Here is a 24,327-nt window from a genome sequence, read left to right on the forward strand (position 1 = left end):
GCGCCGGATGCGGGTGGGGCGAACTCGTGCCGGACGCGTCATGCCGGCATCGTCCCCCGGACCTCGTCGCGCCACTGCCCACCCACCGGTTTCATGTAGCTGCCTCACCCTGCCTGTAGTCGTATCCATCGGCCATGCGGGACCGATCGACGGAGCACGCCGTCATCACTCAATCGAGTGGGCATGTGCCGATCGTTACCGTTCGCGGCGGTTCATCGCTGCCACCGACGAACTACCGGGGCCGATTATCCCCCGCCCGCGCAAGCAGCGGGCGGCCACGGCCACGACCGGTCACTCCGCCGGGTCGAGCAGGGCGGCCAGATGCGGGCCGATCACGTCCAGCGCCGCGGGTGAGGTCATCTGATCATGGTTCACCGGAATCGGGTGATCCACCACCGAACCGGAGACGTAGCGCTGCCAATCCGCGGCTCGCGGACCCCCGGTGAGCTGGCGCGGATGCGGGATCGAGGCGCTGAAGTACTCGACCGTGCCGTCGAAGACGCCGGGCCGGTACCCGGAGATCAACTCCGCCGAGCGCACCGCGCCGCGATAGACCCGCCGCAGCCGCTCGGGGGTGAGGGCGAGCAGCTCAGACGGGATCATCGCGTGCAGAGTGGCCAAGGCCTCGTCGGACAGGTCGTAGATATCGTCGCCGTCGCCGAGCACGTCGGTGCCGAGGCCGAGTTCGGACAGCGCCTCGCGCACCGCGGCGCGGAATCCGGCCACATCGGGGTCGGGATGGCTGTCCAGCATGGCCAGCAGGCTCACCTGCTCGCCCGCGGCCTGGAGTTCGGTGGCGATGGCATGGGCCAGCACGCCGCCGAGCGACCAGCCGAGCAACCGGTACGGACCGTGCGGCTGGACGGTGCGGATCTCGGTCAGATAACGCTGCGCCAGTTCGGCCAGTGTCTCGGGCAGTTCGCCCTCGCCGGACAGCGCCGGCGACTGCAAGCCGTACAGCGGCACCCCGTCCGGGATGTGCGCGGCGAGCCCGGCGTAGGACCAGGCCAGCCCGTACATCGGGTGCACGCAGAACAGCGGCTCGGCCGTGCCTTCGGCGCGCAGCGGCAGCAGCACATCGAGGGCGGCGCCCGCATCGAGTTCCGGTGCGGGTGTGCTCAGCCGGGCGGCCAGGCCCGCGACGGTGGCGTCGGTGAACAACCACTGCACCGCCACCGGGACCCCGGTCGCCGCGCGCAGCCGTGCCACCGCGCGCGTGGCCAGCAGTGAATTGCCGCCGAGGGAGAAGAAATCGTCGTCGAGCCCGACGCGGGTGGCGCCGAGCAGGTCGGCGAAGACCTCCGCGACCGTCTGCTCCAGCTCGGTCTCGGGTGCGCGGAAATCGGTGGCGCCGGTGAACTCCGGTTCCGGCAGGGCGCGGCGGTCGAGCTTGCCGTTCGGCGTCAGCGGCAGCGCGTCGAGCACCACGAAGGCGTCCGGGACCATGTAGCCGGTGAGGAATCCGCCGACCTGTCCGCGCAGCTGGGCCGGGTCCAGGGTGGCGTCGGCGGCCGGGACGACGTAGCCGATCAGGCGCTCGCCCGCGACCGCGTCGGTGCGAACCATGGCGACGGCGTGGCCGACACCGGGGCAGCGCAGCAGCGCGGCCTCGATCTCACCGAGTTCGATCCGGAAACCGCGCAGCTGCACCTGCTGATCGCTGCGGCCCGCGTATTCGAGCGAGGCCGGTGCGTCACGCCAGCGGCCGACGTCACCGGTGCGGTACATCCGCGACCCCGGCGCACCGTACGGATCGGCCACGAATCGGGTGGCGGTCAAACCGGGTCGGCCCAGATAGCCGCGGGTGAGCTGAGCACCGGAGACGTGGATCTCGCCCGGCACGCCGACCGGCGCGGGATGCAGCCGGTCGTCGAGCACCTTGGCCTCGAGGCCGGGCAGGGCGTGCCCGATCAGGCCGGGGCGGTCAACGGTGTGCTCGTCCAGCGACAGGAACGACACGTGCACCGTCGTCTCGGTGATGCCGTACATGTTCACCAGGCGCGGTGCGTCCACCGGATGACGTTCGTACCAGCGCGACAACCGGCGCGAATCCAGCGCCTCACCGCCGAAGATCACATACCGCAGCGACAATTCGCCCTCGGCGTCGCGGTCGGCCTCGGCCAGCTGATAGAACGCCGACGGCGTCTGGTTCAGCACCGTCACCTGTTCCCGAATCAGCAACTCGCGCAACTGTTCCGGCGACCGCGAGGTCAGGTAGTCGACGACGACCACGCTGCCGCCGTGGGTGAGCGCGCACCACAGCTCCCACACCGAGAAGTCGAAGGCGTAGGAGTGGAACAGCGTCCACACATCGGCCGTACCGAAACCGAACAGCGGCTGGGTATTGGCGAACAGCTCCACCACATTGCGGTGGGTGACGCCGACGCCCTTGGGCACGCCGGTGGAACCGGAGGTGTAGATGACGTAGGCGAGGTTGTCCGGGCGCAGCGGGGCGAGCCGGTCGGCGTCATCGATGCGGGCATCGGAGTACGCGGCGGCGTCCTCGAGCAGCACCAGCTCGCGCTCCCCCACCGGGACGCGGTCGGCTTCGGCGGCGGTGGTGAGCACGCAGACCGGGGCGGCGTCGTCGAGCATGAACTCGAGCCGCTGCGCCGGATAGGTGGCATCGATCGGCAGGTAGGCCGCGCCGCTGGCCAGCACACCGAGCAGCGCCACCGGCAGATCCTCGGTGCGCTCCACCGCGACCGCCACCAGCGTTTCCGGGCCCGCACCGCGCGCGATGAGGGCGCGGGCGACCTGGTTGGCGCGCCGCTGGAGTTCGGCGAAGGTCAGCGTGGCGGCGCCGGCGCGGATGGCGATCGCGTCCGGGCGGCGCCAGGCCTGCTCGGCGATGAGCGCGGGCAGCGTGGCGCCGGGCACCCAGGCGCCGGGGGCGTTCCAGGCGTGCAGCACGCGCTCGCGTTCGCCGGGGGCGAGCAGGTCGATGTCGCCGATGACGGTGCTCGCGTCGGCGGCGACGGCGGCCAGGATGCGCTGGAAGCGATCGGCGAACGAGCGCACCGTCGCGGCGTCGAACAGGTCGGTGGCATAGGTGAACACCGCGCTCATCCCCGACCCGTCCGGCTGCTCGGCCATGGTGACCTGGAGATCGAACTTGGCGACGGCGACGTCGAGTTCCACCGCCGCCACCGCGAGACCGGGCAGCGTGAACTCGGTGCGGCCGAGGTTCTGGAAGGTCAGCATCACCTGGAACAGCGGATGCCTGGCCGTCGAGCGCACCGGGTCCAGCAATTCCACCAGCCGCTCGAACGGGACGTCGGCATGGCCGAAGGCCGCCACATCGGTGCCACGGACCTCGTGCAGCAGGGCGTCGAAACCGGCGGCCGAGTCGACCTCGGTGCGCAGCACCAGGGTGTTGACGAACATGCCGATCAGCTCGTCGAGCTCGGCCTCACCGCGTCCGGCGACCGGCGTGCCGACCGCGATATCGGTGGTGCCGGACAACCGCGCCAGCAGCACCGCGAGCGCGGCGTGCACGACCATGAACAGCGTCGCATTGTGTTCGGCGGCAACGCGTTCCAGCCCGGCGTGCAGTTCGGCGTCGAGGTCGACGGCGAAGGTCTCGCCACGATAGGACGCCACGGCCGGACGGGGCCGGTCGGCGGGCAGCGGCAGTTCCTCCGGCAGCCCGGCCAGTGCTGTGCGCCAGTATTCGGTCTGGGTGGCGATGAGGCTGTCCGGATCGGCTTCGTCGCCGAGGACATCGCGCTGCCACAGCGTGTAGTCGGCGTACTGCACCGGCAGCGGCGTCCACTGCGGTTCGCTGCCACCGCCGCGAGCGGTGTAGGCCAGCATCAGATCGCGGGTGAGCGGACCCATGGACCAGCCGTCTGCGCTGATGTGGTGGGCGACGAAGACCAGCACATGATCGGTGGGCGTGATCCGCAGCAGCGCGGTGCGGAACGGGAGTTCGCGCGTCACATCGAATCCGGCGGCGGCCACCTCGCGCACCGCATCGGTGATCTCGGATTCGGCGACGGCCCGGATCGGGAGAGCCACCGGGGCAGCCTCGGCCACGACCTGGATCGGGCCGTCGTCGGTCTGCGGGTAGGTGGTGCGCAGGATTTCGTGCCTGGCCACCAGATCGGTGATCGCCGCGGACAGGGCCTCGGTGTTCAGCTCGCCGGTCAGCCGGATCGCGGCCGGGATGTTGTAGACCGGCGAGGACGTATCGAACTGGTTGAGGAACCACATTCGCTGCTGTGCCGGTGACAGCGGAATGTGGTCCGGCCGCGGCATCGGGGTGAGCGCACGGCGGCCCGAACCGGCGTGCTGCTCCAGGTTCGCCGCGAGCCCGGCGACGGTGGACGCTTCGAACAACGCGCGCACCGGGATTCGCGCGTCCAGCGCTGCACCCAACCGTGCCGCCACCTGCGTGGCCAGCAGCGAATTACCGCCGAGGGCGAAGAAATCGTCGTCGGCACCGACCTGCTCTGTGCCGAGCACCTCGGCGAACACACCGGCCACGGCCTCTTCGGTCGGCGTCGACGGCGCACGGAACTCCCGCGCCTCGAACTCCGGCTCCGGCAGGGCCTTCCGGTCGAGCTTGCCGTTGACGGTGAGCGGCAGGGCATCCAGGACGACGAAGGCGGACGGGACCATGTAGGACGGCAAGGCCGCCGCGAGCGCTGATTTCACCGCTGACACGTCAACTGCGGTGGGCGAGGAGCCTTGCGCGCGGTGACGAGAGTTGTCGGCGTCCGAGTCGGGCACCAGGTAGGCGACCAAACGGTCGCCGGTGCGGGCGTCGGCTTTCGCGACCACCGCGGCTTGCGCCACGCCCGGCAGCTCCAGCAGCGCCGCTTCGATCTCGCCCAGTTCGATGCGGAACCCGCGGATCTTCACCTGGAAGTCGGTGCGGCCCCGGTATTCCAGTTCGCCGGAACGGTTCCAGGCGGCCAGGTCGCCGGTGCGGTACATGCGGGCGCCGGGCTCGAAGGGATTGGCGACGAAACGTTCGGCGGTCAGGTCCGGGCGGGCGACGTAAGCGCGGGCGAGTTGGGTGCCCGCGAGGTACAGCTCGCCCGTGACACCGGGCGGCACCGGGCGCAGGCGGGCATCCAGGACGTAGACGCGGCTGTTCCATTCCGCCGCGCCGATCGGCACCGAGGCCTGGTCGGCGAGGGTGACGCGGTGGGCGGTGATGGACACCGCCGCCTCGGTCGGGCCGTAGAGGTTGAACAGCTCGATGGCCGGACGCTCACCAAGCACCCGCTGCGCCAGCGCGGCGGGCAGGGCCTCACCGATGGCGAGCACCCGGCGCAGCGCATCGGGCAGGCCGGCGGTGACCAGGGCATCGAGCATGGACGGCACCGCGTGCAGGGTGCTCACCCGCTGCTCGGCCATGAGTCCGGCCAGGTAGGCGGGGTCGCGGTGACCGTCGGGGGCCGCGATGACCATGCGTCCCGCGCAGGCGGCGGCGGACCAGAACTCCCAGACCGACAGATCGAACGTCGCGGCGGTCTTCAGCAGCACGGCGTCGTCGGCGGTGAGACCGAATTCGGCGGTCTTCCACTGCAATTGGTTGACGATCGCGGCGTGCGAGACGGCCACGCCCTTCGGGCGGCCGGTGGAGCCGGAGGTGAAGATGACGTAGGCGGCGTGTTCGGGGCGCAACGGGGCGATGCGGTCGTCATCGGTGATCGGTACGGCACCGAACGCGTCGAGCTCCACCTCGTCCAGCGAAATCACCGGTGCGGCAGCGGAATCGAAACCCGCCTGGGCGTTCGTGAGCACACACACCGGCTCGGCGGTCGCCAGGATGTAGTTCGTCCGCTCGGCAGGCTGGTCCGGATCGACCGGCACGTACGCGCCACCGGCTCGGGTCACGGCGTACATCGCCACAACCAGATCCACCGACCGCCGCAGCGCAAGCCCCACCCGTGCCTCCGGGCCGACGCCTTGGGCGATGAGGTAGCGGGCGAGCCGGTTCATGCGCTCGTCCAGTTCGCGGTAGGTCAGGGCAGCGATTCCGGAGGCGTGCACGGATGACATGGGCGATCCGTCAGCGACGATCGCGATCCGGTCCGGCTCGGCAGCGACCGCCGCATCCAGGATCGCCGCCAGTGTCGTGGCGTCGGGCAGCGCGCGCTCGGTGCCGTTCCACCAGCGCGTCACCTGCTCCCGCTCCACGGCGTCGAGCAGCTCGATCTCCCCCACCACCGCGTCCGGTCGCGCGACGACGGCGGCGAGCACGCGACCGAGGCGGTCGGCGAAGGTGCGCACGGTCGACTCGTCGAACAGGTCGGTGGCGTAGGTGAAGAAGCCGCCGATCCCGGTGGGCGTGCCGGACTCGTCGTAGCTGTCGCCGACGATGAGGTGCAGATCGAACTGCGACACATCGAGATCGGCGTCCACACCGCTCACGGCCAAGCCGGGCAGTTCGAGCTCAGCGCGGGCGACGTTCTGGAACGACAGGCCGACCTGGAACAGCGGGTGGTGCGCGGTCGAGCGGGGCGGGTTGAGTACCTCGACCAGGCGCTCGAACGGGATGTCGGCGTGGGCGAAGGCTTGCAGGTCGGTATCGCGCTGACGGGTCAGCAGCTCGGCGAAGGATTCGCCGCCGTCGAGGCGGGTGCGGAAGACGACCGTATTGACGAACATGCCGATCAGGTCGTCGAGTTCGCGTTCCCCGCGTCCCGCCACCGGGGTACCGATGGCGATATCGCCGGACCCCGACAGCCGCGACAGCAGCACCGCGAACGCCGTGTGCACCACCATGAACAACGTCGCGTTGTGCTCGCGCGCCAAGGCGACCAGCCCGGCGTGGGTTTCGGCGTCGATCGCGACCGGCACCTTGCCGCCTGCCATCGACGCGATCGCCGGACGCGGGCGGTCGGCGGGCAGATCAAGCACATCAGGGAGACCGGCCAGCTGGTCGCGCCAGAAGGCGATCTGCTGCGCCGCAACAGAATCCGCATCGCCCTCGTCGCCGAGCACCTCGCGCTGCCACAGCGCGTAGTCCGCGTACTGCACCGGCAGCGGCTGCCATTCCGGCGCCACACCCGCCGCGCGCGCGGCGTAGGCGATCATGACGTCACGCACCAGCGGCGCCATCGAGGACGCGTCACCGGCGATGTGGTGGACGACGACGGCCAGCACGTAAGTGCCCGACTCGTCGCCGGTCGACCTGCCGGCGGCCGAATCACCGACTCCGGCGGCCGACGTTTCGGCGCCACGGCCCGCAACCCGGTCGACGGCTGTTCCGCCTTCTTCGCCCGTCTCGCGCACCCGCAACAGCACGGCCCGCAGCGGCACCTCGTCTGTCACGTCGAACGGCGCCGAGGCCAGCGCGTACACCGCGCCGGGCACCTCCGCCTCGTCCACCGAGCGCACCCGCAACACCGGCGCGCCCTCACCGGACGGCAGGATCACCTGCACCGGCCCGTCCGGTGTCTCGGGGTACACCGTTCGCAGCACCTCGTGCCGCGCCACCACATCCGCCAGTGCCGCGCCGAGCGCGTCGACGACGAGCGCACCGGTCAACCGGAGCGCGAAGGGCAGGTTGTAGGCCGAGGAGCCGACGGCGGCGTCCTGATCGAAGCGGTTGAGGAACCACATGCGCCGCTGCGCCAGCGACAACGGCAGCTGCGGCGGGCGCGGGATGGTGCCCAGTTCGACGGTGCGGAGGCCGTGGGTCTGCGATTCCACCGCGGCCGCGAGCGCGCCGACGGTGGGCGTCTCGAACAGCGCCCGCACCGGCACCCGCACGCCGAGCGCGGCGCCGAGCCGGGAGACGGCCTGGGTGGCGATCAGCGAGTTGCCGCCGAGGGCGAAGAAGTCGTCATCGACACCGACGCGGCCGGTACCGAGCACCTCGGCGAACACTCCGGCCACGATTTCCTCGACCGGCGTGGACGGCGCACGGAACTCGCGGGATTCGAACCGCGGTTCCGGCAGGGCTTTGCGGTCCAGCTTGCCGCTCGGATTCAGCGGGAACTCATCCAGCGCGACGATCGTCGCGGGCACCATGTAAGCGGGCAAGGTCTCGCCCACGGCCGCGAGCAGCGCCGCCTGGTCGATGTCGTGCCCGGGCGCGGGAACGACGTACCCCACCAGCTGATCGCCCAGTGCCGTCGGTACGACCAGCGCCACGGCCTGACTCACCGACGGGTGCGCCAGCAGTGCGGTTTCGATCTCCCCCAGCTCGATGCGCTGTCCACGGAACTTCACCTGGAAATCGGTGCGCCCCAGGTAGTCGAGCACCGCGTCCTCGTCGCGGCCGCGCCACACCACGAGGTCACCGGTGCGGTACATGCGTTCGCCGGTGCCGAACGGATTGGCCACGAAGCGATCAGCGGTCAGATCCGGGCGACCCACATAGCCGCGCGCCAGCTGATCACCGGCCAGATACAGCTCACCCGCCACACCCGGCGGCACCGGACGCAACCGCGAATCCAGCACGTACACCCGGGTATTCCACTGCGGCAGCCCGATCGGCACCGACCGCTGTTCGGCGCCATCGGCCTGCCAGTAGGTCACCGAGACCGCAGCTTCGGTGGGGCCGTACAGGTTGTGCACATTCGCGTCACACACTTCACGCACGGCCGCGACGGTTTCCGGCGGCAGCGCCTCACCGATGACGAATACCTCGCGTAGGGTCGGCACCGAACCCGGCGGGGTGTGCGCGGCGAACACCGTCAGCATCGAGGGCACGAAGTCGGTTTCCGTCACCTGTTGCGCCGCAATGGTTTCGGCCACATAGGCCGGGTCCCTGTGCCCGTCCGGTGTCGCAATGACGAGCTTGGCCCCGGTGCGCAACGGCATGAAGAAGCCCCACAGCGACACGTCGAACGTCGTCGCGGTCTTCTGCAAGTACACGTCGTCGGGGCCGAGCGGATACGCGGTCAGCATCCACTCGATCTGATTGTTGATGGCGGCGTGCGTGACTGCCACACCCTTCGGACGTCCGGTGGAGCCCGAGGTGAAGATGACGTAGGCCGGATGTTCGGGCCGCACCGGGCGCAGCAGTTCACTGGACCGGATCGGCGTGGCGGCGTAGCGCTCCAGATCGACGGCATCGATGCGCAACACGGGAATCCCCGCGGGCACCTCGACCGCATCGCGGGTGGTCGTGACGACAGCGACGGGCCGGGCCGTCTCCAGGATGTGCGCGATCCGCTCCACCGGATGATCCGGATCCAACGGCACATACGCACCACCGGCGGCCACGATGGCGTACATGCCGACCATTAGGTCCAGCGACCGCCGCACCGCCAGGCCAACCAGCGACTCCGCGCCCACGCCCTGCGCGATCAGCAGCCGGGCCAGCCGGTTCACCCGCTCGTCGAACTCGCGGTAGGTCAGCTCCTGGCCTTCGTACACCAGCGCCACCGCATCGGCGTGCGCGGCGACCGCGTGCCGGTAGCCGTCCAGCAGCAGTTCCGGGGTCAGCAGATTGCGGGTGTCGTTCCATTCGTGCAGGATTCGATCCCGCTCGACCATCGACAGCAGATCGATATCGCCGACCGGCCGGTGCGGCTCGCCGGCCACCGCGCGCAGGGTGCGACGCAGCCGGGCCGCGAATTCGGCCACCGTCGCCTCGTCGAACAGGTCGGTGGCGTAGGTGAACTGGGCCGACATGCCACCATCGGCCACCGGGGCGATGGTGAGCTGCAAGTCGAATTTCGCTACCGCACCGTCGAATTCGACCGCCTCGACCGACAGGCCGGGCAGGTCGAGCGCGGGCGCGGTCATGTTCTGGAAGAACAACGCCACCTGGAACAGCGGGTGATGCGCCTGCGAACGCACCGGATCCAGCGCCTCCACCAGCCGCTCGAACGGCAGCTCGGTATGCGCGAAGGCGGCGAGATCGGTCTCCTTCACCGCCGCGAGCAGTTCGGTGAAGCTCGCCTGCGGGTCGATCTCGGTGCGCAATACCAGCGTGTTGACGAACATGCCGATCAGCCCGTCGAGTTCGCGCTCACCACGCCCGGCCACCGGGGTGCCGATGGTGATGTCGGCGGAACCGGACAGGCGCGCGAGCAGCGCGGCGAACGCGGCGTGCACCACCATGAACAGCGAGGCGCCCGCGTCGTTCGCGAGGCCGTCCAGCCGGGTCGTGGTCTCGGCGTCGATGGCGAAATTCAGGGTCGCGCCGCGCCCGGAGGAGCGGGTAGGGCGCGGGCGGTCGGCGGGCAGCTCGATCCGGTCCGGGATACCGGCCAGCGCCTGCCGCCAAAACGACAGCTGGCGAGCGGCAAGGGATTCCGGATCGTCCTCGTCGCCGAGCACGTCGCGCTGCCACAGCGTGTAGTCGGCGTACTGCACCGGCAGCGGCTCCCACTGCGGCGCCGTACCGGCGATCCGCGCCAGGTACGCCGTCATCAGGTCGGTGGCCAGCGGCGCCAGCGAGGTGCCGTCGGCAGCGATATGGTGCACCACCACGGCCAGCACGTGCTCATCGGCGCCGAGTTCGGCCACCGCTATCCGCAACGGCACGTCGGCGGCCACATCGAATCCGGCCAGCGCACGGTCGGCCAGCCAGCGCGGCAGCTCGTCCCGCGACACCGCCTCGGCGGCGAGCTCCGGCAACACCCGCTCGACGGGCAGGATCACCTGATGACCGGCCCCATCACTGGCCGGGTACACCGTGCGCAGGCTCTCGTGCCGATCGAGCACATCGGCGATCGCCGCATGCAGGGCGGCGAGGTCGAGCGCACCGGTCAAGCGCAAGGCGAACGGAATGTTGTTCGCCGCGGACGCGGGGTCGAACTGGTTCAGGAACCACATCCGCTGCTGCGCGGGCGACAGCGGGATCCGTTCCGAGCGCGGCATCGGCGCGAGCGCGCGCCGGCCACCGGTGCCGCTCTCGGCATTCAGCCGCTCGGCCAGAGCCGCGACGGTCGGCGCCTCGAAGATCACCCGCGCCGCGATCCTGGCGTCGACGGCGGCGCCGAGCCGTGCGGCGGCCTGGGTGGCGATCAGCGAATTGCCACCGAGTTCGAAGAAATCGTCATCGGCGCCGATCGGCGCCTCGGTGCCGAGCAGCTCGGCGAAGACCTCCGCCACCAGCTGTTCGGCCCACCCGGACGGCTCACGGAAGGCGGTGGTCTGCAACTTCGGTGTCGGCAGCGCGCGCCGGTCCAGCTTGCCGACCGGGGTCAACGGGATCTCGTCGAGCACCGTGACCGAGGTCGGCACCATATGCGCGGGCAGGCTGTTGCTCGCGAAGGCCAGCAGTTCGGCCGTGTCGACGTCGGCGCCGTCGGCCGGGTGCACGTAGGCGGCCAGAATCGTCGCACCGGTGTCGAGCCGGTGCCCGATCGTCACCGCGAAGTCGACCGAATCGTGCCTGCCGAGCACCGCGTCGATCTCACCGAGTTCGATCCGGAAGCCACGGATCTTGACCTGGAAATCGTTGCGGCCCAAGTACTCCAGATCACCGTCGGCAGTCCAGCGCACCAGGTCGCCGGTGCGGTAGAGCCGGGAGCCGTTGTCGGCGAACGGGTTCGCGACGAAACGCTGCGCGGTCAGGCCGGGTTGCTCGTGATAACCGCGCGCCAATTGCGCACCGGTGATGTAGAGCTCGCCCGCGACACCGGTCGGCACCGGCGTGAGCCGTTCGTCGAGCACGTATTCGGTGACCGCCCGGATGGGACCGCCGATGGTGACGGCGTCGCGCGGGCTCAGCGGCGCACTGATATTGGTCATGATGGTGGTCTCGGTGGGACCGTAACCGTTGAAGAATTCCCTGGTCCCGTCCGCCACCGGCCGCACCCACCGCCGCACCAGATCCGGCGGGCAGGCCTCACCACCGGCCACCACCACGCGCAGCTCGTCCAGGCCGGACGGATCCACCGAGGCCAGCGCCGCCGGCGTGATGAACGCGTGCGTGACGCCCTCGCGGCGCAGCAGATTCGCCAGCTCGTCGCCGCCGTAGACGGTCGGCGCGGCCACCACCATCGTCCCCGCGCCACCCAGTGCGAGCAGCAGCTCGAGCACCGAGGCGTCGAAGGACGGCGAGGCGAAATGCAGGGTGCGCGAATCCGGCGTCAGCCGGTACCGTTCGCGCTGTTCATCGCAGAAACTCGACAGTCCGGCCTGGGTCACCACCACACCCTTGGGCAGGCCGGTCGAACCGGAGGTGTAGATGACGTAGGCGGGATGCTCGGCGCGCAGTTGACGCACCCGGTCGGCGAAGGTGATCGGTTCGGCGGAGTACTGCTCACGCTGCCGCGCACCGGCCTCGTCGTCGATGACCAGCCAATCGACGTGTCCGGGCAGCGATTCCACGGCGGCGGCCACGGTCAGGCCGATCACCACGCCGGAATCCTTGACCATGTGCTGGACGCGGTCGGCGGGATAGTTCGGGTCGATCGGCACGAAGCCCGCGCCCGACTTGGCCACCGCCCAGACCGCCACCACCGATTCGATGGAGCGCGGGATGCCGACGGCGACGAGATCCTCCGGCCCCACCCCGCGCTCGATCAGCGCGCGGGCCAGCCTGGTCGACCTGGCATCCAATTCGGCGTAGTCGAGCTGCCCGCGGGTTGCGGAAGCGTCGGCGAAGACGACAGCGCGACCGCCCGGGTTGGCCTCGACAGCGGCCGCCATCAGTTGCGGAAGCGTGGTTACCCTCGGCCGCCGGGTACGGGTCGGCCGTACACGAGCGGGACGAGTCATCCGCGGTGGCTCCTATGGCGTCCGCGGACACCGATCACCGCGGACCGCCGCTCATGAGTCAGTCGCCCCCCGACTGCGCCAATCATGAAAGTCTGCCCACCTAGCTGTCGAAACACGTCTTCGCCAGGCTTCCAGCGCTTCTGCCCATTCGCCAAACCGATATGCTGTGGCACTTATCACAAGCCCTGCCCACCTGCACCGACCCAAAATCTCGGGGCAAGAATTCATGGGGCATTCACCAATCCTGGCAAGGACTGGTCACATGACCAGCTAATTTCCGGCGTATGCCCGCGGGCCGCAGCACCAGCGGACGCCGAACGCAGCAGACCGGTGGGCGAGTCAGGCCCGCCCACCGGTCGCCAGGAGTGTGCTCAGTCGCGGCGCAGGTCCGCGAGCCTCAGCTGAGTCTCGACAGCCGACCACGCCGGGGGCACCGAGCCGGCGGCCCCGTCGATGACGACGGCGCGCAGATCCTCCAGCGGACGCGGGTCGATGACGTCGAGCCCGGCCCGGTCGGTCAGCACGTGGGTGACCCACTCGTCGGCCAGTTCATCGGTCAGCGCGCCCGTCCCCGGCACCAGCACCACCGAGGCGCCCTGCGACCCCGCCGCGACGGCTTCCAGCACGGCCGCAAAGGAATCCGGGCCGCCGTGCTGGAACAACCGCGATTCGAAGGTGAGTTCGGTGGCGGCGACGAACCGGGCGGACGCGGCCGCGAGGTCGTCGTAGCTCACCGACACCGCGCCGGCGTAGGCGAGATCGCCGCCGCGCAACGCCCGGGTGCGGTGGGCGTAGGTGACCGGCCGCGGCGATTCCGCGGCGATCTCCGCGCTCACCGAGGTGTCGTCGAGCACCAGCCAGTCGATACCAGCCACCGCCTGCGCACCGCCGGCGGTCAGGCCGACCTTGACCTCGAGACCGGCCGCGGTCGCCGCGCCGATCCCGTCGAACGGCACCACCGCGGCACCGGCCTTGAGCACCGCCCAGATGGCGACCACCGCGTCCACGCCACGATCCAGCCGCACCGCGACACCCGCGCCCGGGCCGCTGCCACGGGCGATGAGCACCCGGGCCAGCCGGGAGGACTTGGCGTCGAGGTCCTGGTAGGTGAACGCGTCCAAACCGGAGACGACCGCGGGTCCGTCCGGATCGTCCTCGACGGTGGCGGCCAGGGTCTGGCTCAGCGCGGTGCCCGCCGTCGGGGCGACCTCCGCTTGCACCGGCTTGGGGGCCGGAGCCGCCGTCATCCGCTCACGTTCGGCGGCATCGAGAATGTCGATATCGGCGATGCGCACCTGCGGGTCCGCCGCCACCGCGGTGAGGATGCGCTCGAACCGACGGCCGAACGATTGCGCCGTCGACTCGTCGAACAGGTCGGTGGCGTAGGTCAGCACGGTGATCAGCTCACCCGGGGTGCCGTCCGCCTCGTGCCGCGGATCGACATTGACCTGGAGATCGAACTTCGCGGCGATGGCGCCGGCATCCAGCGCGGTCACTGTCAGGCCGGGCAGTTCCAGGCTGGGCTGCTCGTTGTTCTGGAACGACAGCACCGTGCCGAACAGCGGATTGTGCGCGGTCGCCCGGCCGGGTGCGACCACCTCGGCGACGCGTTCGAACGGGATGTCGGAATTCGCGAACGCCGCCAGATCGGTCTCCCTGGCCTGATCGACCAGCGCGGCGAAGCTCTCACCGCCGTCGACCTTGGTGCGCAGCGCGAGCGTATTGACGAACATGCCGACCAGGTCGTCGAGCGCGCGTTCACCACGCCCGGCGATCGGCGTACCGACGGCCACATCCGATTCACCCGACAGCCGCGACAGCAGCACCGCCAGCGCCGCGTGCACCACCATGAACAGCGTCGAATTATGCTCGCGCGCAATACGGGTCAGCGCCTCGTGCACCTGCGGGGTGAGCGCGAAACCGGTGGAGGCACCGCGCATGGACGGGATCGCCGGGCGCGGACGGTCCAGCGGCAGTTCCAGTTCGCCGCTCAGGCCCGCGAGCTGCTCGCGCCAGTACGCCAGTTGCCGTGCGGCGATGGAGTTCTCGTCGTCATCGGTGCCGATCACCGCGCGCTGCCAGATCGCGAAGTCCGCGTACTGCACCTCCAGCGGCGACCAGCGCGGCGAATTACCGCCCCGGCGCGCCAGATAGGCGGTCATCAGGTCGCGGGCCAGCGGCGCCATCGAGGCACCGTCGGCGGCGATATGGTGCACCACCATCGCCAGTAGGTATTCGTCGGCGCCGTTACCGAGCAGCAGCGCGCGCACCGGAACCTGCTCGGTGACATCGAATCCGGTGGACATCAGCTCGGTGATCCGGCTGATCGGATCGGACGTCGTCACCGTCTCCAGCCCGCCCGGCAGCGCCGCGCTGACCGGCAGGATCTCCTGATAGGCCACCTCGTCGCCCGCGGCCGCCGGGTAGCGGGTGCGCAGCGTCTCGTGCCGTTCCAGCACGTCGGCCACCGCATGCCGCAGCGCGGGCACATCGAGCGAGCCGGACAGCCGGATGGCCAGCGGAATGTTGTAGGCGGGTGAGGCCGGATCGAACTGGTTGAGCAACCACATCCGCTGCTGGGCCAGCGACAGCGGTGCCCGGTCGCCGCGCTCGGCCCTGGTCAGCGGCGGGCGTGCCGCACCACCACCGGCGCCCGGTTCGATCCGGGCCGCGAGTTCGGCGACGGTCGGCGCCTCGAACAGCTCACGCACCGCGAGATCGGCGTCGAGCGCCTCGTTGATCCGCGCCACCGCACGGGTCGCCAGCAGCGAGTTGCCGCCCAAGCCGAAGAAATCGTCGTCGAGGCCGACCTCGGCGGCGCCGAGCAGTCCGGCGAACACCTCGGCCACGGCCTGCTCCACCGGCGAACCCGGCGCGCGGAAGGTCGCGCCGGACACGAACTCCGGTGCGGGCAGGGCGCGACGGTCGAGCTTGCCGTTGGGGGTCAGCGGCAGTGCGTCGAGCACCACAATGGCATCGGGAACCATGTAGCCGGTGAGGAATTCGGCGACCTCGGTGCGCAACGCGACCGGGTCGAGTTCGGTCCCCGGCGCCCGATCGGCGGCGGGCACCACATAGCCGATCAGCCGGTCGCCGGTGTGTTCGTCGGAACGCACCAGCGCGACGGTCTGGCCGACGCCGGCACAGCGTTGCAGCGCCGCCTCGATCTCGCCGAGCTCGATGCGGAAGCCGCGCAGCTGCACCTGCTGGTCGCTGCGGCCGGCGTATTCGAGATTGGCGCGGCCGCCGAAGCCGACCCAGCGGCCGATATCGCCGGTGCGGTACATCCGCGAACCCGGTGCGCCGAAGGGGTTGGCCACGAACCTGGTCGCCGCCAAACCCGGCCTGCCGAGGTAGCCGCGCGAGAGTTGCGCGCCCGCCACATAGATCTCGCCCGCGACGCCGACCGGTGCCGGATGCAGGCGGTCATCGAGGACGACGGCGTCCAGCCCGGGCAGCGCCCGTCCGATGACGCTGGCCGGGTTGTCCACCAGCTGTTCGTCCATCGACAGGAACGACACGTGCACCGTGGTCTCGGTGATGCCGTACATGTTCACCAGCCACGGCGAGCTGTTCTCGGCCGAGTCGTGGCCGCCGTGACGCTCGTACCAGCGGCGCAGCTGCCGCAGATCCAGGGCCTCACCGCCGAAGACCACGTAGCGCAGCGCGAACTTGCCCTCGTCGTCGGGATGGACGGCGCGGTCGGCCTCGGCCAGCTGATAGAACGCCGACGGGGTCTGGTTGAGCACCGTCACCTGTTCGCGAATCAGCAACTCGCGGAACTGTTCCGGTGACCGCGAGGTCAGGTAGTCGACCACCACGACCGCACCGCCGTTGGCGAGCGCGCACCACAGCTCCCACACCGAGAAGTCGAAGGCGTAGGAGTGGAACAGCGTCCACACATCGGATTCGTCGAACTCGAACAGCAGCTGGGTGTTCGCGAACAGCTCCACCACATTGCGGTGCGCGACGCCGACGCCCTTGGGCACACCGGTGGAACCGGAGGTGTAGATGACGTAAGCGAGGTTGTCCGGGCGCAGCGGGGCGAGCCGGTCGGCATCGCTGACCGGAGCGTCGGCGAAGCGATCGGTGTCCTCGACCAGCACCACCGGAATATCGCCCGCCGGAATCGCATCCAGCTCGGTGGCGGTGGTGAGGATGCAGGTCGGCCGCGCGTCGCCGAGCATGAACTCGAGCCGCTGCACCGGATAGGTGGTGTCGATCGGCAGGTAACCCGCGCCGGCGGTGAGCACGCCGAGCAGCGCGACCGGCAGCTGCTCGGTGCGCGGCATCGCCACGGCCACCAGGGTTTCCGGACCCGCGCCCTGCGCGATCAGCGCACGAGCCACCCGGTTGGCGCGGCGCTGCAATTCGCCGAAGCCGAGGGTGGTGCCGTTGTAGCGGATGGCGTCGGCGTCCGGGCGCCTGCGCGCCTGCGACTGGATGAGGTCGACCAGCGTGACCTCGGGAACCGCGACGCCGGGGGTGTTCCACTCGTGCAGCACCAGGTCGCGTTCACCAGGTGCGAGCACATCAACATCGCCGACGATCGCGCTCGAATCGGCGGCCGCGGCGGCCAGGATGCGACCGAACCGGTCGGCGAAATCCTGCACGGTGGCGGCATCGAACAGGTCGGTGGCGTAGGTGAACGCGGCCGAGAGTCCCTGCGGCGCTCCGTGCCGGTCGATGTTCTCCACCAGCGCAAGTTGCAGGTCGAACTTGGCCAGCGGCACGGCCAGGTCCACCCCGGCCACCTTCAGCCCCGGCAGTTCGAGCTCGGTCTGCGCGAGGTTCTGGAAGGTCAGCATCACCTGGAACAGCGGATGCCTGGAGGCCGAGCGCACCGGGTCCAGCAGTTCCACCAGCCGTTCGAACGGCACGTCGGCGTGGCCGAAGGCCTGGACGTCGGTCTGGCGGACGGCGGCCAGCAGCTCATCGAAGGTTGCCCCCGGATCGACCTCGGTGCGCAACACGAGCGTGTTGACGAACATGCCGATCAGATCGTCGAGCGCGGCCTCACCACGACCGGCGACGGGCGTGCCGATGGCGATGTCCCTGGTGCCGGACAGGCGGGCCAGCAGCGCGGCGAGCGCGGCGTGCACCACCATGAACAACGTCGAATTGTGCTGGTGCGCAAGGCGAGTCAGCGCGGCGTGCACGTCGGCGTCGATCTCGAAGGCCAGCGTGGCACCCCGGTTGGAGGCCACCGCGGGACGCGGCCGGTCCGCGGGCAGATCCAGCTGCTCGGGCAGCGCGGCCAATTCCCTGCGCCAGTAATCGATCTGCTGGGCCAGCACCGACTCCGGATCGTCCTCGGCGCCGAGCACCTCGCGCTGCCACAGCGCGAAATCGGCGTACTGCACCTGCAACGGCGGCCATTCCGGCGCACCACCGTGGGTGCGATCCACGTAGGCCGCCATCAGGTCACGGGTCAGCGGCCCCATCGAGAAACCGTCACCGGCGATGTGGTGGATGACGCAGATCAGCACATGTTCGGTCTCGCTGAGCACCAGCAGCCGCAGCCGCACCGGCGGCGCGGCGGTGACGTCGAAGCCCGCGGTCACCGCGGCGGCCACCAGTTCGGGCACCTGCGCCTCAGTGGCCGGTTCGACGGTCAGGGCCGGGATCGCGCGCGGATCGCCGATCGGCAGCACCAGCTGGTAGCCCTCGCCGTCGACGTCCGGGTAGCGGGTGCGCAGCACCTCATGCCGTTCGGCCAGATCGCGCACCGCGGCACGCAGGGCGTCCACATCCAGGCGGCCCGACAACCGCACGGCCACCGGGATGTTGTTGACCGCGCTGTCGGGATCGAAGCGGTTGAGGAACCACATCCGCTGCTGGGCATACGACAGCGGAATCCGTTCCGGGCGCTGCACGGCGGTCAGCGCGCGACCGGCGGCCGAACCCGAATGCTGTTCCACCCGTGCGGCCAGCGCGGCGACGGTGGTCGCCTCGAACAGCAGCTGCACCGGCACCCGCACGTCCAGCGCCGCGCCGATGCGGGCGGCGGCCTGGGCGGCCAGCAGCGAGTTGCCGCCGAGCTCGAAGAAGTCGTCATCGGCGCCGACGCGCGTGTCGTCGCCGGAGACCAGCAGCGCCGCGAAGACGTCGGCGACGATCTCCTCCACCGGCGTCGACGGCGCGCGGAAGGCCCGCGCGGCGAAGACCGGTTCGGGCAGCGCGGCCCGGTCCAGCTTGCCGACCGGGGTCAGCGGAATCTCGTCCAGCACCATGATCGAGGCCGGAATCATGTAGCCGGGCAGCGATTCGCCGATGAAGTCGACCAGTTCGCCGGTGTCGACGGTGGTGCCGGCGCGCGGCAGCACATACGACACCAGCGCCGTCGCGCCCGAGGGCAGCGTCTTGCCCAGCGTCGCGGCGTAATCGATGTCCGGGTGCGCGGTGAGGGCGTTGTCGATCTCGCCCAGTTCGATCCGGAAGCCACGGATCTTGACCTGGAAGTCCGAGCGGCCGAGATATTCGATGACGCCGCCGTCGGGCCCGCCGGTCTCGGTGCGGCGCACCAGGTCACCGGTGCGGTACAGGCGCGCGCCCGGGTTCCCGGTGTCGGCGCCGAAGGGGCTGGCCACGAAACGCTCGGCGGTCAGGCCGGGGCGACCCAGATAGCCCTGGGCCAGCGCCGGACCCGACAGGTACAGCTCACCGACCACGCCCGCGGGCACCGGCCGCAGCCGCGAATCCAGCACGAACGCACCGACCCCGGGGATGGCGGTGCCGATGGTGATCGGCCCGTCCGGACTCATCTGCGCGGTGCTGGTGGCGAGGATGGTGGCCTCGGTGGGGCCGTAGCCGTTGAAGAAGGCGTGCTCGCCGGCCCAGCGGCCCACCAGCTCGGGGCCGAACTTGTCGCCGGCCACCACGACGACCTCGAGATCGTCGAGCCCCGCCGGATCCACCGATTCCAGCGCGCCCGGGGTGATCAGCATGTGCGTGACCTGCTCGCGGCGCAGCAGATCCGCCAGCTCGAACCCGCCGAACACCGACGGCGGCGCGATCACCAGCGTCGCACCGGAAGTGAAGGCGAGCAGCAGCTCCAGCACCGAGACGTCGAAGTTCGGCGAGCAGACGTGCAGCACCCGCGAGTCCTCGGTGACCCCGTAGTGCTCGCGTTCGGCGGCGACCAGACCGGCCAGACCGGTGTGGGTGACCACGACGCCCTTGGGGCGTCCGGTGGAACCCGAGGTGTAGATGACGTAGGCGGGATGACGTTCGTCGAGCGGGCGCACCCGGTCGGCATAGGAAATGGGATGGCTGGGCCGCTTGGCGATGCGCTCGGACACCACCGGATCGTCCAGCTCCACCCAGTACACGCCGGTACCGAGCACCGGGCGATGCGCCGAGGTGGTCAGCCCGATGACGGCGCCGGAATCGGAGACGATGTGGTTGATGCGGTCGGCCGGATACCCGGGGTCGACGGGCACGTACGCGGCGCCGGTCTTGGCCACCGCCCACACCGCGAGCACCGATTCCAGGCTGCGCGCGATCCCGATCGCCACCACATCGCCGGGGCCGACGCCACGATCGATCAGCTCCCGCGCGACCTGCGAGGACGCCTGGTCGAGTTCCTGATAGGTGAGGGTGCGCTCGTCGGCGGGCTCACCCGTCGGGTTGTACCGGATCGCGACCGAGGTGGCCGACGATTCCACCGCCGCGGTGAGCAGCTGTCCGAACAGCGGGCTGCCCGAGCGGCGGCGACGGCTACCACGAGCGGAACGACGGGCAGTTTCCATTCGAGTGCATTCACCTCTCGCGTAAAGCCAGAACCCGGCCCTGCCCCAAGAACCAGGGCGTCGTCAGCCCGGGCCGGCGCGGTCCGGGCCATCATATAAGGGCGTGCAGCATTGCCACGCCCGCTGCATCGGTTGCCCCGGGTATATCGGGACGGCCGATCCGATGTTGCAGTACTACCCGTTCTGATGAGCCTCGTCACAGCCAGCCGCGGCGGATGGCCTGCACCCCCGCCTGGAAGCGGGTGCTGGCACCGAGCCGCTCCAGCAACCGCGCGGTCCGGCGCACCACCGTGCGCCGGGACATGCCGAGCCTGCGGGCGATGGTGTCGTCGGTGGCGCCCAGGCCCATCAGGGTGAGGATGGCGCGATCGCGTTCGTCGAGGTCGGTGGCGGCCGGGTGCACCGAGATCGGCGCGGCCAGCGACCACAGCACGTCGAAGGTCTTGACCAGCAGTTCCAGGCCGGGTGAGCGGGTGATGCGCAGGCCCATCGGGTCGGAGCGGCGTTCGTCGGCGTGCAGCACCAGGCTGGCGCGCTCGTCGTCGGCGACGATCAGTTTGAACGGCGGCTCGGGCAGTGTGCGGGCGCTCGCGCCGCGGGCATTGGTGGCGAGCGCGTGCCGCAGCCGCTCGCCGTCCTGATAGATGGTGTCCTGATAGAGGGTGCGGTAGCGGATGCCGTCACCGATGCGGGACTGTTTGAGTTCGAACAGGCGGCGTTCGCGTTCCACATCGCTGAGGAACGGCCCGCGTTCGATCACCTTGACCGTGCGCCGCGCGTTGACCTGGAGTTCTTCGAAATCGGCCAGCATTTCCAGCCGCTCGTACACCGGCACCACCGCGCCCGCCCCGCGTGGTGAGCGGCGCACGGACCGGAAGGTCTGGCTCAGCCGCGCGGCGGCGGCGTGCATGGTGGCGATTTCCTGCTGACGTCGCCTGGCCTCGGCTTCGGACAGCGCTTCGGGTGCGTGCGCGTCCCAGACCGGGGTGCCGTCGTTGTCGGTGAGCCGCACCGCGGCCTGCACGTCACAGAGCCGATCGAGTGCGCACCGGGCCTGCGCCTCGGAAACGTCGAGGTGGTCGGCGATATCAGAGAGCCGGGACCGGGGATGGTGGACCAGCAGTGCGTACAGCCGGCCGTGTAGCGATCCGGGCTCGAATATGTCGGCCAATTCGGTCATCGGGCGCACCTCGCGGTGGGCCGATGGTCCGGAGATCCGGGCGAGCGCCAATGTCTCAATTGTCCAGGAGAAGGGGTCGCGGCCGGATCAGTGCGACGACGGGCCCCACTCCATGGGCACACCCTTGGACGCCAGGTACGGAATCGGGTCGATCTTGGCGCCGCCCTGATCCCAGATCTCCAGGTGCAGGTGCGGGCCGGTGGACTGGCCGCGGTTACCGACGGTGGCGATGACGTCACCGGCGTTCACCCGCTGCCCGGCCTGCACGAACATGTCGTTGACGTGGCCGTACACGGCGGTGGTTCCGTCGTCCTGGAGGATCCGGACCCAGAGCCCGAAGCCGGAGGCCGGGCCGGCCTCGACGACGGTGCCGCTGCTGACGGAGTGGATCGGCGCGCCGAGCGCGTCGGCGAAGTCGATGCCGTAGTGCATCGCACCCCAGCGGCTGCCGTAGGAGGAGCTGATCGCACCGGCGACGGGACGGACGGCGGGGGCCGGAGCCACCTGCTGCTGGAGGTCCTTGAGCACCTGCTCGGCGTGCGCCAGCGGGCCCGCGATCTCCGGCGGAAGACCGCCGAGACCGAACGGGGCGGCGACCGGAGCGGGTGCGGCGACCGGAGCCGCGACCTGGGTGACGGCGTCGGCGATGGGGGCGGGCGCGGCGGGCGCTTCGGCGGCCGGCGCCTCGGCGGCGGGCTCGGCGAAGGAGACGGGGGCGACCTCGTGGTCGGCGTCGTTGTCGTTGTGCGAGCCGGGCAGCAGCGGCGACGCGTAGGCGATGGCCGGAGCGATCTGGGAGGCGGTGCCGATCAGCGCACCGGCGGCGACGGCGGCGGTGGCCGCGGCCTTCACCCGTTCGACACGACCGGCCTCGGCGCGGTGCCGCGTCGGCCGACCCTCGACACCATCGCCGAGAAGGCTGGAGACGGTAACGGAACTGGGGCCTACTCGGTGCTGCGGCAAAGCTTCGTCCTAGCGTCCGATGAACAATGGTCACGGATGCCGATCCCGGTGCCGACCGTTCGAGTAACGATCTGCCGGAACCGAGCGAAATAACGTTTCGGCATCCGTCGTGACGGGAACTCTACCCCGTCGTGACCATTTCGCAACCTTCGGTCCCGTTTCAGTCACGTCTGCGCAGGTAATCGCAGGTCAGCCGCGCCCAGGGAAGGTAACGACGGCAGACTCGAACCGTGATCATCGACGATATCGACGTTCCGATCGTGCTCGCCCCCATGGCGGGCGGACCCTCCACTCCCGAACTCACCGCCGCGGTCGCCGAGGCCGGCGGATTCGGCGTGCTGGCCGCCGGGTACCTCACCGCGACCGCCCTCGCCGAACGCATCGCCGCCACCCGCGCGGCCACCACGAAGCCGTTCGGGGTGAATCTGTTCGTCCCGACTCCGCCCACCCCGCCCGCCGCGTTCGCCGGATACCTGGATCGGCTGCGCTCCCGGTTCCCGGTGGGCGAGCCCGCTCACGACACCGACGACTGGGACGCCAAGCTCGACCTGCTCACCGCCGACCCCGTCGCGGTGGTGACCTTCACCTTCGGCTGCCCGTCCGCGGCGGACGTGGCCCGCCTGCACGAGGCGGGCTCGGAGGTATGGGTGACGGTCACCTCGCCCGCCGAGGCCGCGATCGCGGTCGAGGCCGGTGCCGACGTCCTCATCGCCCAAGGCGCGGAGGCAGGCGGACATCGCGCCACCTACGTCGACCGGGTCGCCGATGACGCCGTCGACCCGCTCGGCCTGCTCGCCCTGCTGCAACTGCTCACCGCCTCGACGGACCGCCCGATCGTCGCGGCAGGCAGCATCGCCACCGGCGCGGGCATCGCAGCCGCACTCGCCGCCGGAGCGAGCGCCGCCCAGTTGGGGACCGCCTTCCTCGCATGCCCGGAGGCCGGCACCAATGACCTCCTGCGCAACGCGATCGGCACCGACACCCCGACCATGCTCACCCGCGCCTTCACCGGACGACGCGCACGCGGCCTGCGCAACCGCTTCCTCACCGAGTTCACCCCCGGCGCTCCCGTCGCCTACCCGGAGATCCACTACGCCACAGGACCATTGCGTGCCGCCGCCCGCACCGCGGGCGATGCCGACGCGGTGAACCTCTGGGCAGGCCAAGCACATTCGCTGACCAGGCAACTTCCGGCCGGAGAGCTGGTCGCGGCGCTGGCCGCCGAAACGAAAACCGCGCTGGAATCGGCACTTTCACGAGCAATCCAGTCTTGTTGACAACGACTTTCGTTTAGAATCGAGTCGCCGAATGCAGCGAACCGACAGGAGAGCGCTATGTCCCTCGATGTCCCCACCGCACTGCTCGAACGCGCCGAACGAGGCGAGGTAGACGACGCCGAATTCGTCGAATGTGTCAAGAACTCCCTGCCCTACGCCTGGGAAGTGGTCAGCCGGGTGGCCGGTGAATTACAAGAGGGCACGGCCGAATTCGCCGACAACGAGGTCCCCCCGCCGGACGAGGTCGCCCGCGGCCAGCTCCTGCGCGCCCTCGCCTCGGACGCGATCCGCGGCGGCCTGGAGCGGCATTTCGGGGTGAAGCTGGCGTTCCAGAACTGCCACCGGGTGGCGGCGTTCCCGCTGTCGGCTGTCGGCGGCGAGACGTATACGCGGTTCATCAGCACCCGCGCTCAGCTGCTCAACCAGAGCCCCGAATTACGCAACTGCTAGACGCTTCACACGTATACGGTGTGCCAGCGCCGTACACAGCGAACGGCCCGCTCGGTTTCGA

At 70.2% G+C, this 24,327-nt stretch carries 6 protein-coding genes; 2 read left to right on the forward strand and 4 right to left on the reverse strand.

Annotated features, from left to right (window positions below; translation table 11 throughout):
* Positions 1–291: 291 nt before the first annotated feature.
* From FEK34_RS01820 to FEK34_RS01835, 4 genes are all read right to left on the reverse strand, one after another.
* Positions 292–12,576, reverse strand: a complete 12,285-nt coding sequence (locus FEK34_RS01820; RefSeq protein WP_138446106.1) for a non-ribosomal peptide synthetase — start codon at positions 12,574–12,576, stop codon at positions 292–294.
* A gap of 440 nt (positions 12,577–13,016) precedes the next feature.
* On the reverse strand, positions 13,017–20,396 hold the full coding sequence (locus FEK34_RS01825) for a non-ribosomal peptide synthetase (RefSeq protein ID WP_138446107.1): 7,380 nt from the start codon (positions 20,394–20,396) through the stop codon (positions 13,017–13,019).
* Between the two features lie 196 nt (positions 20,397–20,592).
* Positions 20,593–21,576, reverse strand: a complete 984-nt coding sequence (locus tag FEK34_RS01830) for a LuxR C-terminal-related transcriptional regulator (RefSeq protein ID WP_138446108.1) — start codon at positions 21,574–21,576, stop codon at positions 20,593–20,595.
* An 87-nt stretch (positions 21,577–21,663) separates the two neighbouring features.
* The gene (locus tag FEK34_RS01835) at positions 21,664–22,428 is read right to left on the reverse strand and encodes a M23 family metallopeptidase (RefSeq protein ID WP_432760916.1); all 765 of its coding nucleotides are present in this window, start codon (positions 22,426–22,428) and stop codon (positions 21,664–21,666) included.
* A gap of 341 nt (positions 22,429–22,769) precedes the next feature.
* Here FEK34_RS01835 and FEK34_RS01840 point away from each other — a divergent pair, with 341 nt between their 5' ends.
* On the forward strand, positions 22,770–23,816 hold the full coding sequence (locus tag FEK34_RS01840) for an NAD(P)H-dependent flavin oxidoreductase (RefSeq protein WP_171047997.1): 1,047 nt from the start codon (positions 22,770–22,772) through the stop codon (positions 23,814–23,816).
* Positions 23,817–23,873: 57 nt separating this feature from the next.
* The gene (locus tag FEK34_RS01845; protein WP_036533089.1) at positions 23,874–24,266 is read left to right on the forward strand and encodes an SCO5389 family protein; all 393 of its coding nucleotides are present in this window, start codon (positions 23,874–23,876) and stop codon (positions 24,264–24,266) included.
* Positions 24,267–24,327 lie beyond the last annotated feature (61 nt).

The sequence above is a fragment of the Nocardia cyriacigeorgica genome (assembly GCF_005863245.1).
GTDB classification, from domain to species: Bacteria; Actinomycetota; Actinomycetes; order Mycobacteriales; family Mycobacteriaceae; genus Nocardia; species Nocardia cyriacigeorgica_C.